This window comes from Moorena bouillonii PNG (genome assembly GCF_001942495.1).
Lineage (GTDB): Bacteria > Cyanobacteriota > Cyanobacteriia > Cyanobacteriales > Coleofasciculaceae > Moorena > Moorena bouillonii.
Genome location: NZ_MKZS01000001.1, coordinates 8,100,405 through 8,115,340, shown reverse-complemented (window position 1 = coordinate 8,115,340; position 14,936 = coordinate 8,100,405). Strand labels below are relative to the sequence as shown.

General features: G+C 45.1%; 14 protein-coding genes and 1 tRNA gene. 6 read left to right on the top strand and 9 right to left on the bottom strand.

Annotated features, from left to right (window positions below):
* Positions 1-86: 86 nt before the first annotated feature.
* Positions 87-260: a hypothetical protein gene (locus BJP37_RS40495; RefSeq protein ID WP_158069870.1), complete on the bottom strand. Its 174-nt coding sequence runs from the start codon at positions 258-260 to the stop codon at positions 87-89.
* 70 nt (positions 261-330) lie between these two features.
* A complete protein-coding gene (gene patR / locus BJP37_RS33165) occupies positions 331-1,353 on the bottom strand; it encodes a heterocyst master regulator PatR (protein ID WP_075905412.1) in 1,023 nt (340 codons plus the stop codon).
* Positions 1,354-2,075: 722 nt separating this feature from the next.
* On the opposite strand from patR, the gene BJP37_RS33160 reads away from it, so the two are divergent.
* A complete protein-coding gene (locus BJP37_RS33160) occupies positions 2,076-2,915 on the top strand; it encodes a tetratricopeptide repeat protein (RefSeq protein ID WP_075906694.1) in 840 nt (279 codons plus the stop codon).
* Between the two features lie 96 nt (positions 2,916-3,011).
* Here the strand turns inward: BJP37_RS33160 and BJP37_RS33155 are convergent, their stop codons facing one another.
* From BJP37_RS33155 to BJP37_RS33145, 3 genes are all read right to left on the bottom strand, one after another.
* Positions 3,012-4,739: a succinate dehydrogenase/fumarate reductase flavoprotein subunit gene (locus BJP37_RS33155; RefSeq protein WP_075905410.1), complete on the bottom strand. Its 1,728-nt coding sequence runs from the start codon at positions 4,737-4,739 to the stop codon at positions 3,012-3,014.
* A 171-nt stretch (positions 4,740-4,910) separates the two neighbouring features.
* On the bottom strand, positions 4,911-5,222 hold the full coding sequence (locus tag BJP37_RS33150; protein ID WP_075905408.1) for a hypothetical protein: 312 nt from the start codon (positions 5,220-5,222) through the stop codon (positions 4,911-4,913).
* Between the two features lie 225 nt (positions 5,223-5,447).
* A tRNA-Arg gene (locus BJP37_RS33145) sits at positions 5,448-5,520 on the bottom strand.
* A gap of 665 nt (positions 5,521-6,185) precedes the next feature.
* Between BJP37_RS33145 and BJP37_RS33140 the strand changes: the two genes are divergently transcribed.
* From BJP37_RS33140 to BJP37_RS33130, 3 genes are all read left to right on the top strand, one after another.
* Positions 6,186-6,845 carry an Npun_F0813 family protein gene (locus tag BJP37_RS33140; RefSeq protein WP_075905406.1) on the top strand — a complete coding sequence of 220 codons (660 nt, stop codon included), beginning with the start codon at positions 6,186-6,188 and terminating at the stop codon, positions 6,843-6,845.
* Between the two features lie 110 nt (positions 6,846-6,955).
* Entirely contained in the window at positions 6,956-7,993 is a 1,038-nt protein-coding gene (locus tag BJP37_RS33135; RefSeq protein ID WP_075905404.1) for a hypothetical protein, read from the top strand.
* Complete coding sequence (locus tag BJP37_RS33130; RefSeq protein WP_075905402.1) at positions 7,990-8,994, top strand: helix-turn-helix domain-containing protein; 1,005 nt, start codon at positions 7,990-7,992, stop codon at positions 8,992-8,994. The genes BJP37_RS33135 and BJP37_RS33130 overlap by 4 nt, the downstream gene beginning before the upstream one ends.
* Positions 8,995-8,996: 2 nt before the next feature.
* On the opposite strand, the gene BJP37_RS44155 is transcribed toward BJP37_RS33130, so the two are convergent.
* A complete protein-coding gene (locus BJP37_RS44155) occupies positions 8,997-9,125 on the bottom strand; it encodes a hypothetical protein (RefSeq protein WP_269087105.1) in 129 nt (42 codons plus the stop codon).
* A gap of 998 nt (positions 9,126-10,123) precedes the next feature.
* Here BJP37_RS44155 and malQ point away from each other — a divergent pair.
* A complete protein-coding gene (gene malQ / locus BJP37_RS33125) occupies positions 10,124-11,632 on the top strand; it encodes a 4-alpha-glucanotransferase (RefSeq protein WP_075905400.1) in 1,509 nt (502 codons plus the stop codon).
* A gap of 431 nt (positions 11,633-12,063) precedes the next feature.
* Here the strand turns inward: malQ and BJP37_RS33120 are convergent, their stop codons facing one another.
* Positions 12,064-12,852 carry a helix-turn-helix domain-containing protein gene (locus BJP37_RS33120; RefSeq protein ID WP_075905398.1) on the bottom strand — a complete coding sequence of 263 codons (789 nt, stop codon included), beginning with the start codon at positions 12,850-12,852 and terminating at the stop codon, positions 12,064-12,066.
* A gap of 31 nt (positions 12,853-12,883) precedes the next feature.
* Positions 12,884-13,639 carry a pseudouridine synthase gene (locus BJP37_RS33115; RefSeq protein WP_071106061.1) on the bottom strand — a complete coding sequence of 252 codons (756 nt, stop codon included), beginning with the start codon at positions 13,637-13,639 and terminating at the stop codon, positions 12,884-12,886.
* A gap of 147 nt (positions 13,640-13,786) precedes the next feature.
* Between BJP37_RS33115 and BJP37_RS33110 the strand changes: the two genes are divergently transcribed.
* A complete protein-coding gene (locus BJP37_RS33110) occupies positions 13,787-14,521 on the top strand; it encodes an LmeA family phospholipid-binding protein (protein ID WP_075905396.1) in 735 nt (244 codons plus the stop codon).
* A gap of 215 nt (positions 14,522-14,736) precedes the next feature.
* Here the strand turns inward: BJP37_RS33110 and BJP37_RS42060 are convergent.
* Positions 14,737-14,936: hypothetical protein (locus tag BJP37_RS42060; protein ID WP_214607791.1), on the bottom strand; the 200-nt coding region annotated here is incomplete at its 5' end.

Sequence of the window (14,936 nt, the reverse complement as noted above, 5' to 3'; positions counted from 1 at the left end):
CTTATAATCTAGTCAAGTAGAGCCCTTAATTAAAACTTTAAATTAAGACAGCCTTTGTTTAAAAAACTTTAATAATAAACTGTCAATTATTGTTGACTGTTGACCGTTAACGGTTGACCGTTGACTGTTAATCCTACCATCTCGCCAAGCAAAAAATCAATTAAATTAAAATTGAATAAACTCCTGCGAGTCCCTCTGAGTCTGCCAGGAGAATAGATACTGGAGTAGGGGAGTAGGGGATATTCCATGTCCGTCCCCATTCCCCCATCCCCCCATATTCTTCAAAGTAAAGCGTGGTAGCTCACGCTTCGAGCAATTCTCCACTTCCCATCAAGCAGAATTCCCAGAGGGATCACCCTGACTACCCTTGTCAATACGCTTGATCGGTTTCGGTCTTGGTGTTTGGGGTTTGGGTGCTGTGGCTGTAGCCGCGCCATCCTTTTTACGAGCAGGGCGTGGCTTCGGGTAACTCTTTTTAGGACCAAAACGTTTCTTATTTTTATTAAATGGTTTCCTCTTTGGTCCTTTTTTGTTGAGAAAACCAATATCATTTCCTTCCTGGATTACCAGGGTATTGGCTTGCAGCTGTGCATGTAAATCCCAAAAATGACCAACGACCCTTTCTCCCAGGCAACCCTTAAGCTTTAACTTGAAAAACTTAGGCTTATCTGACTCTTTACGAGGTAATTGCCTAATTTTAACAACGACTTGTTCATTCTCCCGCGAATGGTAGATCACCTCGCCACGAATGGAAAAATAGCCATCCTTAGGAATCGGTTCCACCTCAGCTTCTGAGCAGTCATTTGATGTCTCGACTTCTGCTTCGGACTGAGCAACTCCGGAGTCAGTTGTTTCAGCTTCAGCTGTGGGTTCGAGAGTTTCTGGTTCCCAGACGCCAACAATTTGGACATGTAAGTTATCGTCTGCTTGCCTGATGCGGGGATAGACAACCCAGAGGTGGGGCTGATTGAGATCTAAGTGATTCTTAACCAAACTCATGACCCGACCGAGTAACACCGCATCAATCAAGGTTCCATCTGCCGCTACAAGTGTTCCCCTGGTCAACTGCTCTGCGGAAGGCATATATTTGCCATTGACCAGACCGATGGCGCGGTATTGCCTAGGTTCACTGGGGGCAGGAATTGGGTGCTGTCTTGAGACCTGACTTGAGACCTGACTTGAGACCTGAGTAGTTACTGTCCCATTAGATTCAGCTAAGGGATCTGATTTGGTGGTATCTTGAGAGCCACCAGTTGGTGTTTCTGGGGGCTGGTTTTGCACACTGGATACTTCCGGTGGTTGGATTCGAGACGACTCAGCTGAGTCGGGAAGCCCATTCACAGACGAATTCATATAACCTCCTAGCGGCGGAGACACATTCCCATGGGTGGTTTTGACTGACATTGGCAGCATTGTCTTGTCAACATGTTCCAGCTTTCCGGTGTCCTTTCCAGAAAAAATTCTTCTGGACTGTTGCCACCAAAAAACTGGAGGGTGAGCGCACTTGGTACTAGTCTACCCACTGTACAGAATGCAGTGAGATAAAGCTTAGATCCGCAAAGTTTATGGAATCTTTAATCTGAGCGGTTTATAGCCGATTTAAATGAGCTTTAATGCTAGCTTATTTAGATAGATGGGATTGATGGGAGGAGACTTTAAACTCCCCAAATCGTTTCATCAAAGAAAATGGGTCCCAAACCCCGTCCTTCGTTCGACGGCTTTGTGTTAGAATAATAGAAGACGCGATGACCCGGAAAGGAAGGGTGAAACTCCCAGCAGTGGGACGCTTTGGTTAAATGGGAGATACTCGAAATGGGTACTCGGTCAAAAGACTCCAACTCCAGCCCAATGCCACGCACAAGTCTTTTTCGAGAGCGAATCAAATTACTTCAAAAAAAGTAGACTCAATGGCCATGTGCCGGAGAGAGTAGAGGCAATTGGTACCGCCAAGTGGACTATCAACCCCATGTTGGTAGTTGCTACGAGCAATGCCCCAAAAGGGTACCTCCGCTAAAGAATCCTCGTCCCTTCAGGCCGGGGAGTATCAAAATGGGAATAGAGTTAAAGAAAGTTTTGTGTCTCAAAAGCGCAGTCTGTGGATCAAAATAGTGCTAGTACTAGCTGTGCTAGCGTTTATCGGTATTTCGATGATTCCTTTGCTAGGGAATATTTTCAAGGATAATCCCGCCTCTGTTGGGGCAACACCTACAGCTACACCAAATATTTCTGCCCAGCAGCAAGCAGAACTAGAAGCTCAAGCCAAGGGTTATGAACTAGTCTTGCAGCGAGAACCAGAAAATTTAACGGCTTTGAGAGGTCTGCTGGAGATACGGCTGCAGCTCAGAGACATCAAAGGCACCATTGAACCCCTAGAAAAGTTAGCCAAACTCAATACAGACCAGACAGATTATGGAGTCTTGCTGGCTCAGGTAAAACAACAAATTGGCGATCGCGAAGGAGCAGCTCAAGCCTATCGGGACATACTAAACGCTAAGCCTGGGGATATGAATGCTCTGCAAGGGTTAGTTAGTTTGCTAACCCAGGAAAACCGCCCAGAAGCAGCCATCGGTTTGCTGCAAGACACCTTAAAAAGTTCCCAGCAAGTCAATGAGATTAAACCTGGGAGCATTGATGTCATTTCTGTGCAGTTGTTGTTAGGTCAAGTTTACGCGAATCAGAAGCGTTATGACGAAGCCACAGCTATATATGACCAGGCGATCAAAGGCAGCCAAGATGACTGGAGACCAGTGCTAGCTAAAGCCATGATTTTTAAAGAACAGGGTAACACTGAAAAGGCTAAACCCCTGTTTGACCAGGCTGAATCCCTAGCACCAGCCAAGTACAAAGACCAAGTCAAACAGTTGGCAGCCGAAACTCCAGAAACTCCAGAAACTCCAGAAACTCCAGAAAATTAGTCATTGGCCAAAGCGTGATTAGTCATGAGTAACCAACACAGAGTAGGAGCGTCACTTACTCATGACTCGACCACTGAGGCAGTCTCGGACTAGTAATCAATACTTCCGCTCTTTCGGTTCAAACAAGGTAATGCTGACCGGTTTATATTGCAGGTCAATACCTGCAGATGAGTAAAACGCTAGGGTGTGTTTGAGAAAATTGGGATCATCCCGTTGGGGATAATCCTCCCGGCTATGGGCACCCCGGCTTTCTCGTCGGTTCAGAGCAGAGGTAAGAATAATTTCTCCGACTATCATTAAATTGCGCAGTTCCAAGGCTTCGATAATTTCAGTGTTCCAGCAGTTGCCTTTGTCATCCAAATAAATTTGCTGGTACTGTTGTTTGAATTCTTCCAGTTGGTTTAATCCTTCCTCCATGGACGCTTGGTTACGGAAAACGCCACAGAATTGGGTCATACAGTCTTGGAAAGCTTGACGCAACTGGTTAAGCCGTAAGGTGCCAGATTTTTCCACAAGGGCTTTGATTTTTGCCTGGGCTGCATTGAGGTAGGATTGCTCGTCAATGTCTGGTAACTTCCGGTCTTGGACGTATTTTGCGATCGCAGCACCAGTTCTTTTGCCATAAACCACACATTCCAACAGGGAATTACTCCCGAGGCGATTTGCCCCATGAACAGAGATACAGGCTGATTCCCCAGCGGCAAAGAACCCATCAATTAACCCATCTTTACCACTATGAACTTGTCCATCGGTGTTGACAGGGATTCCCCCCATGGAATAGTGGGCAGTTGGTCGTACTGGCATTGGTTGATGTACTGCGTCAATACCAACCAATCGATGGGCTTCTTCCCAGCAGAACGGAATCCGACTCATAATCTTTTCTTTGCCCATGTGGCGCAGGTCAAGGTAAACAAAAGGTCCACCTGCACTGCCATCAGGATGAATGCCACGACCAGCTCTGAGTTCTAGGGTAATCGCTCTTGAAGTAATATCCCGGGGTGCCAGTTCCATTTGTTTGGGGGCGTAGTCCCTCATAAAGCGATCGCCTTCTGAGTTAATCAGATAAGCCCCTTCCCCTCGTACCGCCTCAGAAATCAAAACTCCCACCGGATACAAGCCCGTAGGATGAAACTGTACAAACTCCATATCTTCCAAAGGCACCCCAGCCAGAGCTGACATTCCCAGACCATCCCCAGTGGAGGCAAAGTCATTGGAGGTCGTATTAAATACCCGTCCATAACCCCCGGTAGCAAACATGACCGCTTTTGCCCGTACTACTTCCACCTTCGTGTCTAGGAGCTGGAACATCACCAGCCCTTTTGCCTGACCCTCTTCCAAAATCAGCTCCATAACGTACCACTCATCGTAGAGTTTGACACCGTTATGGCGGAGATTGTTAACCAGTTCATGCAAAATGGCGTGACCCGTCTTATCTGCCGCGTAGCAAGTGCGGCGATGGGAATGCCCTCCAAAAGCCCTCTGAGCAATCCGACCATCCGGTAAGCGCGAAAACAGCACCCCCATGTGTTCCAGCTCAATGACCACCTTTGGAGCCTCTTTGGTGAGGATTTCGACTGCATCCTGGTCTGCCAAGTAGTCAGACCCTTTAACCGTGTCGAAGGCATGGGCTTCCCAGCTATCCTCAGCATCAACATTCTTCAGAGTAGCTGCCATACCCCCTTGGGCAGCCACCGAATGAGAACGAATTGGGTGAGTTTTAGCGACAAGGGCGACATCGAGCTTAGGCTCAGAGCGTTTAATCTCTAAAGCAGCGCGACATCCAGCTAATCCCCCACCGACAATAATGACATCGTGTTCTAGCATCTCGGTCGTATTATGGAATCCCAATTCCTATTTTAGGCTCTAGGTTCTAGCCTCTAGGCATTTACCCTCTAGGATTGCGGAAAAAGTATGAAGCGCCCCTCCTTAAGGACGGAGGCTCTCAACTCCCCTTCCCCGGGTTGCGGAAAAAGCCGGGGATGGTTCGGATTCTCTTCAACCGGTCGCCCCAATAGGTTTCTGTCTAGGCCCTCTGCCGACCGCTGTTGATGTGGTTTCCTCCTCTTCCATCTGAGCAATTTCAATATGATTTAACAATGTAGTCACGAAGGCAAAGAGCAGGAAGGGCAGAGATAGTACCAAAATCAGCCCGACAGTTGCCAGAGCGTAAATTTGGCGGTCAGCACTCCAAAGAGCTAAGGCTGAGGCGAGACTCAGGAAAATTACGATTAACCAAACCATAATTTGTCCATAAATGTCACCAAAGCTTAGGGTGCATACAATGCGATATCGTTGTAAGTTATCCATGGCATCTATTGACACATTTCTTTATTTTTATAAGCATATGCGTCTCATCCAGGTTTGGGGGATTTCTCAATAATTTTTAAGAGGAGCGCAACATCACTTTACATTTACATCTACATTTAGACTTTACATTTAGACATTAGTCATTAATCCTTAGTCCTGTGTATTTTGTGAGCCCGATTAAGCCAGATGGTATTGACTTTTGACTAATCACCAATTATCAAGAAGCGCCCTCGGTAGGATTTGAACCTACGGCCGAGGGATTAGAAATCCCTAGCTCTATCCACTGAGCTACGAGGGCATAGCTATATCATACATCAGAAAAAACTGTTTTTGCTTGGCTCGTGATCGGGTAGTAGTCTCTGTGTGCCTAATACCTAGTCCTATCAAGGCGCTTTGTGGGTATTCATTCCTGTCTCGGAAAACCATTAAGCATAAGATTTAATTATACCAATTTAAAACGGGACAGTCAAGGTCAAGGAGCAACAGAGAACTTCGGATCAAGGAACAATGGCTCCGGTAACAGAAAGCATTGCTTGTTAATCGTTGCCCGTTCCCCGTTTACCGTTACCGATCTCACCATAGGCTTCAGCTTAAGTGGATAGCCACCACAATTATCGATTGCTTGTCTCAATTAGCGGTAAGACTCAAGGCACTTAGCTCGAACCCGAGTTAAGGTAGGTACATAGTCAGTGTCACTGATCAGAACTTAGTCAGACTCTGTCACAAGGATTCTGATCAGGAGATAGTGACTAGTACTCTGTCAAAATTGAATTGAGGGGTAAACTATACTTTCCCGGATGCTTTTACTAAGCATTAGGTATGACTTAACACCGTGCCACCTTGCCAGCGTGCCACCTTGCCACCTTGCCCTAACCCTCAAAACTAAATTGACAGAGTACTAGGGGGTTAGAATACTTCGTCAACAGCACCCCCTGACAGGGTCAGGAGTCATGTGCCAGTATCATGTTTATTTTGAAAAGGCAGGATGTTGAAATCTCTAGTATTCAGCACCCACAGAGGGAGCAGCAAATCCCGATTCTCAATTACCAGGGGCAAACCTTTCGCCTGCTCAGTGTATTTGGTGCCACTCAGGAAGAGGAAGCCATAGCTTTCTGGCGAGACCTCACCGATCATCGGGGAAAAGCTTGTGTATTGTTGGAAGAACCTGAGCGCTACAGCGTTTGGGGAAAAATCCGTCTGGAGCAATTAGGCACTGAACCAAGCTCTAGGGGCACTAGGGTATCCTACATTCAAGCCTGTATTTTGCTACTACAGACGGTGTATATGGATGTGGAAGACTTCTTAGGAGCTAGACAAGCTGGGTTGTTCCAGAAGGATATCGCCAAGATCTTGATAAATTCAAACTTTCCCCAGGTTGAATCGACCCAAGCTGTACAACAATTGCTCAAAATCGACCCCCTTACCAACTCTGATTTTCCAATCTGGGAAGAACATCATATGATCACCCTGTTGCAAGAACTCTATCGCTTAGGTAAAGGCTATTTTGGCAATACCAACTTTGCTCAGGGGGTTAGCGATATCTTGCAGGATATGCCAGCTCAGGAGCAAACTCAGTTTATCAACTGGCTTAACAACTCTGATCTTGGTCAACTATGGCAATAATCTACATATGGCAATAATCTACAATTAAAAATAAGCGATTAGAATCATTAATATGTTATCTGGCTAACCATAGTCTTATTGTGCCAGTCAGTGATAAGTGTGAAATTCCTATGAGCAGCTCTGCAGAACGGTCATCAGGTAATCTATCTCCCCTCAGCAGCAATACCATCATCTATGGTGGTATTGCTTGGGCGATTATTTCCCTATTATTTTTCTTGCTGTTTGGTATTACATCCCCTGGGCAAGAGAGTCCATTTTGGTACGTGATTAGTACCTACTTTTTAGAATGTATACCCTTCCTAGTAGCAAGTATTCTCTGTTTCAGAAATTGGCGTAGCCCTCAGATTGCCAGTGGACGAAATGTCTGGCTAGGACTCGGTTTGGGGAATCTGTTCTATTTGATTGGTGGCTTGATATTCGGTGTGTGGGAGCTGTATTTTCACCTTAACCCTGATGTATCACTAGCAGATGTGTTTTACTTATCCTCTTACGTATGTCTTGGGGTAGGTATGTTTTTAGCAGTTATTCCCAGGCGCTTAAACTTAGAACTTTGGCAAGGGTTAACGATTATAGCGATTGCCATAGTGGGGATGGCCTTAGCTGCTTTGCTCTTACTTGCCCCTTCCCTCGAATCAAGCACTCCTGAATCTGGTGATGTGACAATTGCCTATTCTATTTCTGACTCGACCACACCACTGCGGGTCTTGGAAAATAATGCTATGGTCATCTCGGCAGAGCCATCTGATGAAATAACCAAATCTGAGGCTAATCAGAGTACCGTTCATAATTCTCCAAGGTGGGCGATTGAACTTGACAAGTCACTGAGTGCCTATTCAAACCAATTGACCACCCTCTACATTGGTTGCGATGTAATTCTGCTGATTATTGCCTCATCCCTACTGTTAGCGTTTTGGGGTGGACGTTTTTCCCAATCCTGGCAAATGATTGCCGCTGCAACATTTTGCCTGTACATTGCAGATATGTGGTTTAAGTATGCTGAGACTAGACCGAACTACCAAAGTGGCGGTTTACCAGAAGTCTTTTTTGTATTCAGTGGTGTATTGTTTGCAATAGGGGCTGCCCTGGAATATCAAATATCGAGCCGTTCCCGTCGTGGTTCACGCAGGCGAGCTGAAAAAGTAGCATGAGTCCAAGAAAACTATCTGATGTCGATAAACAGGACATCCTAGAACTATATCGACAGACAGCAGAGACAACCTCAACGCTGGCTGACCGTTATGGAGTTAGTAACTCCACCATTAGCCGTATCCTTAAGAGCAACTTGTTGGAGGCAGAATACGAGGCTCTAATTCAACAAAAGCGCTCTAATCGTACTGCTGAAAATGTCTCCTCTTCTACTGTCAAAACCGCTAAGCCTGTGGTAGAAACAGCCACTAAATCATCACTAGTTGTACTCAAAAATGAACCATTAGCAGAATCTGTCAGTGATTTATTCACTTCAACCTCTACTGATGGACGTCGGCGGCGTAAGCGTTCCTCTGTGGCTGCTCAACCACCAGTGGAGGAAGAGGAGCAACATACCCAATTACAACTTGATATTACCACATCAGGTTCAGAGGAAGATAAGTCTGTTGATCACCAAGATCAATTATTACCTGAGCATAAGGGACTAGCAACTAGGAGATTCACCGAGTTGTTGGACGAAGATTTAGGGGATTTGGATCAAGATGATGATTTAGAGGATTTGGAGGATTTGGATGATCTAGATGACCTAGATGATCTAGATGACCTAGATGACCTAGATGAAGATTGGGACGATGACTTGCCAGATCCTGAGATTCACGAATCCATCAGAACCTCTGTGGCTAAAAGCGGTTCTTACATTGAAATTTTGCCCCTCTCGGAAGCTTCTCTTCCTAAAACCTGCTATTTGGTAGTCAGCCGAGCGGCGGAGTTAATTGCTCGCCCTCTGAATGAGTTTAGCGACCTCGGACAAATTCCTGACGAAGAAGTTCAAGAGACAACCTTGCCAGTATTTGAAAACCATAGGGTAGCACGGCGTTTTTCTAATCGTTCTGAGCGAGTCATCAAGGTTCCTGATGCTCAGATGCTTCAGAAGACCTCTTCTTATTTGCAAGCTAAAGGAATTACCCGATTATTAATTGATGGTCAGGTCTATTCTATTTAATATCAAGTCCGTTGGCTTCTGGGTGAGGGACTTTGGCCTTTGAAGATTTTAGGGAGTCGGGAGTCGGGAGTCGGGAGTCGGGAGTCGGAATCCACCCTACTGCTGGCGGAAGGGTGGGAGGGGGGAAGCAAATGGAATGTACTTTATAAGTGTTTGAAACGCTATAACTATTGATATAACTGACTTGCTTGATATACTTAATTGATATAATTTAAGCGCGTTGAGCCAGGGCAAATATTTGGTCAGCTGTGGACTCAATCAGCTCCCGTTTAACTAGTCTGGAACGCCAAGATTCTGGTATCCCTTGCTCTCCTTGACACTCACCGTCTTGAAAGAACGGCGATTCCTAGATCAACGAGCTGCCTTAAACCACTGTGTCCTAATCTTTGACGCCGCCAAAAAGTAGGCAATATCTAAACCAAAGACCCGTCAAGACCAAGAATTCAGTTTAGTTCACAGTAGACCCAGCGGGCAATTCTCGCGATAGCGTTTGGCTACTTGCAGGAAAGTGCATGTGCATAGTCCGTTTCTTCCCTATTCACCTGGTTCCGGCGTGCCCCGCCGTACCGTTTTCTATCTCAAGTCGTGTTCTGCTAGGTTCACACGTTAACTGCTAATTAACGATTGGGTTTTTAAGGAGGACTTTCCCTACCCTCCGAGCATTACTACTTTCAGGTCATGCAGTGGCGGGTCTCTCTCCCGGTTGCGCCAAGGCCAAAGGCCACGCTACGCGAACGGATTTTCAGCCTGTACCCATATTTTACTAATACTCTAGCGCGTAAGTAATGTCAACCTTTTGGCAAAAATGAACTTGCCCTCAGAAAGCATACACAGTCTGCCCGGCGGCGTTTCAACCGGTGCGACCCGTGGGAAATTTAATTCGCCTACACAAAGCGCACCGGCAGAGATTTTTAAATTCTCTTATTACAGCTTCCAAATTTGTACAAGATTTAGGATTTTTGCTACCAGGGTTCCGGATCAGAAGCTGTCCGCTAGACCGACTACGCTTTTTATATATGCGCTTTACCGCTACCATAAATTATAGCTTAAAGCCGTCCTAAAAGGACGGGGCTTTAAACCCAAATTTTTTTGGTAAGGCTTACTTACTATTATTGTTGATTGCTTTTTTATGCCTTTTCCGAGATCTAGTGGTCTTTTGCTCCATCCGACATCCCTACCCAGTCCCTTTGGTATTGGTGACTTAGGTTTACAGGCTTATCAATTCATTGACTTTTTGGCAGAAAGCGCCCAACAATACTGGCAAATCTTGCCCCTTGGTCCGATTGGGTATGGGAACTCTCCCTATGGTTCTTACTCAGCCATGGCAGGCAATCCCCTACTCATTAGCCCAGAACAATTGCAAAAGCAGGGACTGCTCAAGGATGAAGACTTTGCCAATCTGCCAGAGTTTCCCCTCGACTCAGTGGATTATGATCAGGTAATTCAAACCAAGATGCCCCTGTTGTACCAAGCTTGCGATCGCTTCCGTGCCAACGCCTCACCCCAACAGCACCAGAAATTTACAGAATTTTGTCAAGCAAAAGCCAGCTGGTTGGAAGACTATGCTTTATTTATGGCTGTTCATGATGCGTTTGACCAGAGTAGCTGGCATACTTGGGAACGAGACATTGCTATGGCTCAACCCAAAGCAGTTGAGTATTGGCGGCAGAAATTGCAGCATGAAATTTATTTCTACAAATACCTACAGTTTGAGTTTTTCTGCCAGTGGTCAGCTCTCAAACAGTACGCCAACCATCACCAGATCCAGATTATTGGTGATATTCCAATTTATGTGGCTCACGATAGTGCTGATGTCTGGGCTCATCGGGAAATCTTTGCCATTGATCACGAAACTGGCGAACCCACACTCATGGCTGGGGTGCCTCCGGACTATTTCAGTGCCACAGGTCAGTTGTGGGGTAATCCAGTTTACAACTGGGAACAGTTACAGGCAGATAACTTCCAATGGTGGATACAACGCTTCCAAACTATCTTGGAGTATGTAGACATTGTGCGGATTGACCATTTCCGGGGATTTGAGGCCTACTGGCAAGTCAAGCAAGGAGAAACAACTGCCATCACTGGAGAATGGGTTAAGGCACCAGGAAAAGAATTTTTTGAAGTACTCCAAGACAAGTTGGGCAATTTGCCAATTATTGCCGAAGATTTAGGGATCATCACTCCAGAAGTAGAAGCATTACGCTCACGCTTCCAGTTTCCTGGTATGAGAATTTTACAGTTTGCCTTTAGTGGGGGATCAAGTAACCCTTACTTACCCTTTAACTATGTCCACAACTGTGTGGTTTACACCGGTACCCATGATAATGACACAACAGTGGGTTGGTTTAAAAAACTCTCTGCTGAAGATAAGCAGATTATAATGAATTACTCCGGATCAGTCAGCCAAGAAGGCATCCATTGGGATTTAATCCGATTAGCGCTCAGTAGTATTGCCAACCAAGCGATTATTCCTGTGCAAGATATTTTAGGTCTGGACACAGATGCTCGAATGAACTTTCCCAGTACCGTGGAAGGTAACTGGCAATGGCGCTATCGACCGAATGCGTTGAGTGAAGAATTAGCTAATCGCCTCAAAATCCTCACTCACACTTACGATCGTGCTCCCAGTTATGACTAGCAAGCCTAGTTATATTGTATTGGAATAGTTTTAACAATTAATCCTATTAAGTTCATTATTGGTTGTTTATATTTTGACAAAAATGTTAATTATTAGTTAACAATCCTAAACTCACAATCCTAAACAATTCTATTCTATACAAGGGATTAACTGGACTTTATATAAGTTAAGTCGTTGCTATAGCATTTGAATTTGATATCTTCAAATTTAATTGATTAACCAAGGTAACAGGTGACATTAGGAAAGAGAGCCTACACTTGTGAGCGTTTTCTGGTAAATCAGCATTGGTTTTCATGCATCTATTTTGAATTTTAAATGCTATAAGTAAGTTGTTATTTTTTTAGTAACATTTATAGGTTGTTGCCCCCAATTATCTGCTTTTTTAATGTTTAAGATTGATGAATTTAATGCTTTTCCCATAGAAAGCTTGACTACTGAAGAGAGGGTCTAGGTTTAGCAGCAAAAGTTAATGCTTGTACTGCACCAGGAGCCCCCATCTGCTTTGCCTGTTGGTTATTGAACTCAACGATTACATTCCCAGCATCGCCAGCTTTAACAAATAGTTTTTCGTTAGCAACCCAAGTCTGGTGCGCTCCTTCTTCTAGGATGCCTTCATATTTTTTCTTGCCATCTGCCACGATCAGAAGCCAAGATCTACCTTTGAGAGTGATATCCACCTGAACTGGCTTATTTGGACCCGACGGTATCTTGGTTAAGGCTAACTGCGCTTGCGAGTTAGTTTGATCTAAATTACCGGGTGTCGGTAACGATTGAGCTGGAGACGAGTTTGGTTCCTTATCAGTTATTTGTGGCTTATAAGGGTTGATTAGGACAGATAAGCCACTCACTGAACCAATAACCAAGCAAATGTAGAACAAATAAAGATGAAACGGTCGCAGTTGAGGAACCCTACTGTTACCCCAGGAAAGTTTTGACCTTTTTACAGTTACCCCAGTGGGAAAAGCCTTGGCAAACTCGTCTCCATTTAAGCCTAGTGCATCCCCAAAGTGCTTGATAAACCCTTGAACATACACAGGTTCTGGTAATTGGTCTAGCTTGCCTTGCTCTATTGCCCTCAAAAATCGTGCATTAATTCGGGTGCAAGCGGCAATTTCCTGGATGGTTTTACACTGTTGAGTGCGTAACTGACACAGGTATGAACCCATTTCTTCCAGCTTCTTCTGTTGTTGTTGCTGCAACGGGACTTTGTTTTCATTCATACACGGTACTCCTCGACATCTGCTGGCATTTTTACTGAACAATGGTGGATTTACTGGTAAGAAAACTCACCTCTACATCATTCAAGGCACGGTAGTCACCACAAGGAAGAATTGGCTCTCCTGGTAGATTTAATTTAATCGGGCCAATAGCAGTACGATGTAGATGAATCACTGGATAGCTTAGCAGTTGAGCAACACGACGGATCTGTCGGTTTCTACCTTCCGTTAAGACTACCTCCAAAAGTGTGGATTGACCCTTACGCTTAAGTACACGGACTTGAGCGGGTAACGTTTTTTTACCCAGCAGATTAACACCTTCACGCCAAGTTTGCAGTACCGATTCTGGGGGATTACCCCGTACCCAAACCTGATACGTCTTAGGTATGTGATGACTAGGATGGGTCAGGCGAAATGTTAGCTCACCATCATTGGTCAGTAGTAATGCACCTGTAGAATCCGCATCCAGCCTTCCTACAGGATGAATCCCCTGACCCTTGGTTAGTTTATCCGGTAATAAGTCAATTACTGTCGGACGATTCTGGGAATCTCGGCAAGTGGAAACTACTCCAGCAGGCTTGTTCAGTAAAAGGTAGATAGATTGAGGTCGGTGATAGGGGTTTATCGGTTTGCCATCCACTTCGATTACATCTGTTTCTGGATCAGCTTTCTGCCCCAAATGTACAGTCGTACCATTTAGGCGCACTTGTCCTGCGGCTATCATCTTCTCGGCTCGACGCCGTGACGCAATACCCCACTGTGAAAGAATTTTTTGTACTCTTTCCTCCATGACCCAACATTTGGCTTGAGCTTTGTCTTCTGGACTATGGTGATGCTGAATTTAGTTTGCCTTATGCTTATAGTGTGCCCAGGAGTTGATTTCCATTAGACAACGACTTCAAAATACTATGTACAAATAGTACAAGAAGGTGTTCTTTTGGTTAAAACTCCGAAAAGCTCGAAGCAAAAGCCAAGCCAGATTATCAGCAAAGTTATTTCCCCAGCGCTACGGCTGTGGCTGCGATCGCAAGTAGAGGAAGTTGCTACATTGCAACTAAACATTGTGGGATGCGATCGCCAAATCCTGACTGGTTACATTCCTCAGGTTGCCCTTACTGCCAACCAAGCAGTTTATCAAGGACTGCATCTAAGCCAAATTCAGCTCGAAGGCAGTAATATTAGACTCAACCTGGGTCAGATAATTAAGCGTAAACCCGTACGTCTTTTAGAACCAGTTCCCGTAGTGGGTCAGCTATTACTCCTAGAACCAGACCTGCAATCATCTCTTGAAGCACCCTTGTTATCTAACGCTTTGACGGAGTTATTATATACATTCCTTAAATCAGATGATATCATTAAACCCGGTAACGACCCAATAACGCCACAAATACGCTGGCAAAAGATTAATCTCAATATAGGACAGCTGACATTAAGAGGCATTTATACTAATCCTGATGTTGTTACCAAGCTGATAGTAATTCGTGCTGGTATCCAACTAGCTACCCCCAACCAACTGGAACTGAACCCCTTGCAAGTTCAGATAGACCCTGATGCCCCCCCTATTAGTTTAGATGGGTTTCTAATAAATTTAGGACCAGAGGTGGAGCTTCAAGAACTTACCCTGACCACTGGACAACTGATATGTCGTGGAGGATTGAAAGTAATGCCTTAGTCGTTAGTCCTTAATCGTTATTTATGATACTTTTAGCTGTTATTAATTAGCTGAAGCGCGTTTATATTGTGGCTATATAATTCATAATTATATCATTACCGCGTCATTACTCCGCTTCATTACCTGTAATAAAAGCATCCTTTCCATCCTTAGCAAAAAACCTACCCATAACACTTTTGTTAGGTGCGCTTACAGTCGTCGAATTAAATTCGCTCTTAGTGCGCGCCTTCTAGGGCGCGAGCAATCCCTCGCGCCCTAGGGTCGCACCTCAAGGTGCGCGCCTCTGGATGCAGTTGCTGATGGTTTGGGTTCTGTGTGCCCAAGCAAGGGTCCACACCTGTCAGCCATGCAAAGCGCGAGTGGTTTGTTCGCGTTCGCCTTTGGCGTGGCCTACGGCCAAGCGTCGCCAAAGGCG

Excerpts from the sequence above, each read along its gene's own strand:
- BJP37_RS40495 (WP_158069870.1), bottom strand. The coding sequence starts at position 260 with ATGGGGACGGACATGGAATATCCCCTACTCCCCTACTCCAGTATCTAT.
- patR (WP_075905412.1), bottom strand. The coding sequence starts at position 1,353 with ATGAATTCGTCTGTGAATGGGCTTCCCGACTCAGCTGAGTCGTCTCGA.
- BJP37_RS33155 (WP_075905410.1), bottom strand. The coding sequence starts at position 4,739 with ATGCTAGAACACGATGTCATTATTGTCGGTGGGGGATTAGCTGGATGT.
- BJP37_RS33150 (WP_075905408.1), bottom strand. The coding sequence starts at position 5,222 with ATGGATAACTTACAACGATATCGCATTGTATGCACCCTAAGCTTTGGT.
- BJP37_RS33140 (WP_075905406.1), top strand. The coding sequence starts at position 6,186 with ATGTTTATTTTGAAAAGGCAGGATGTTGAAATCTCTAGTATTCAGCAC.
- BJP37_RS33135 (WP_075905404.1), top strand. The coding sequence starts at position 6,956 with ATGAGCAGCTCTGCAGAACGGTCATCAGGTAATCTATCTCCCCTCAGC.
- BJP37_RS33130 (WP_075905402.1), top strand. The coding sequence starts at position 7,990 with ATGAGTCCAAGAAAACTATCTGATGTCGATAAACAGGACATCCTAGAA.
- malQ (WP_075905400.1), top strand. The coding sequence starts at position 10,124 with ATGCCTTTTCCGAGATCTAGTGGTCTTTTGCTCCATCCGACATCCCTA.
- BJP37_RS33120 (WP_075905398.1), bottom strand. The coding sequence starts at position 12,852 with ATGAATGAAAACAAAGTCCCGTTGCAGCAACAACAACAGAAGAAGCTG.
- BJP37_RS33115 (WP_071106061.1), bottom strand. The coding sequence starts at position 13,639 with ATGGAGGAAAGAGTACAAAAAATTCTTTCACAGTGGGGTATTGCGTCA.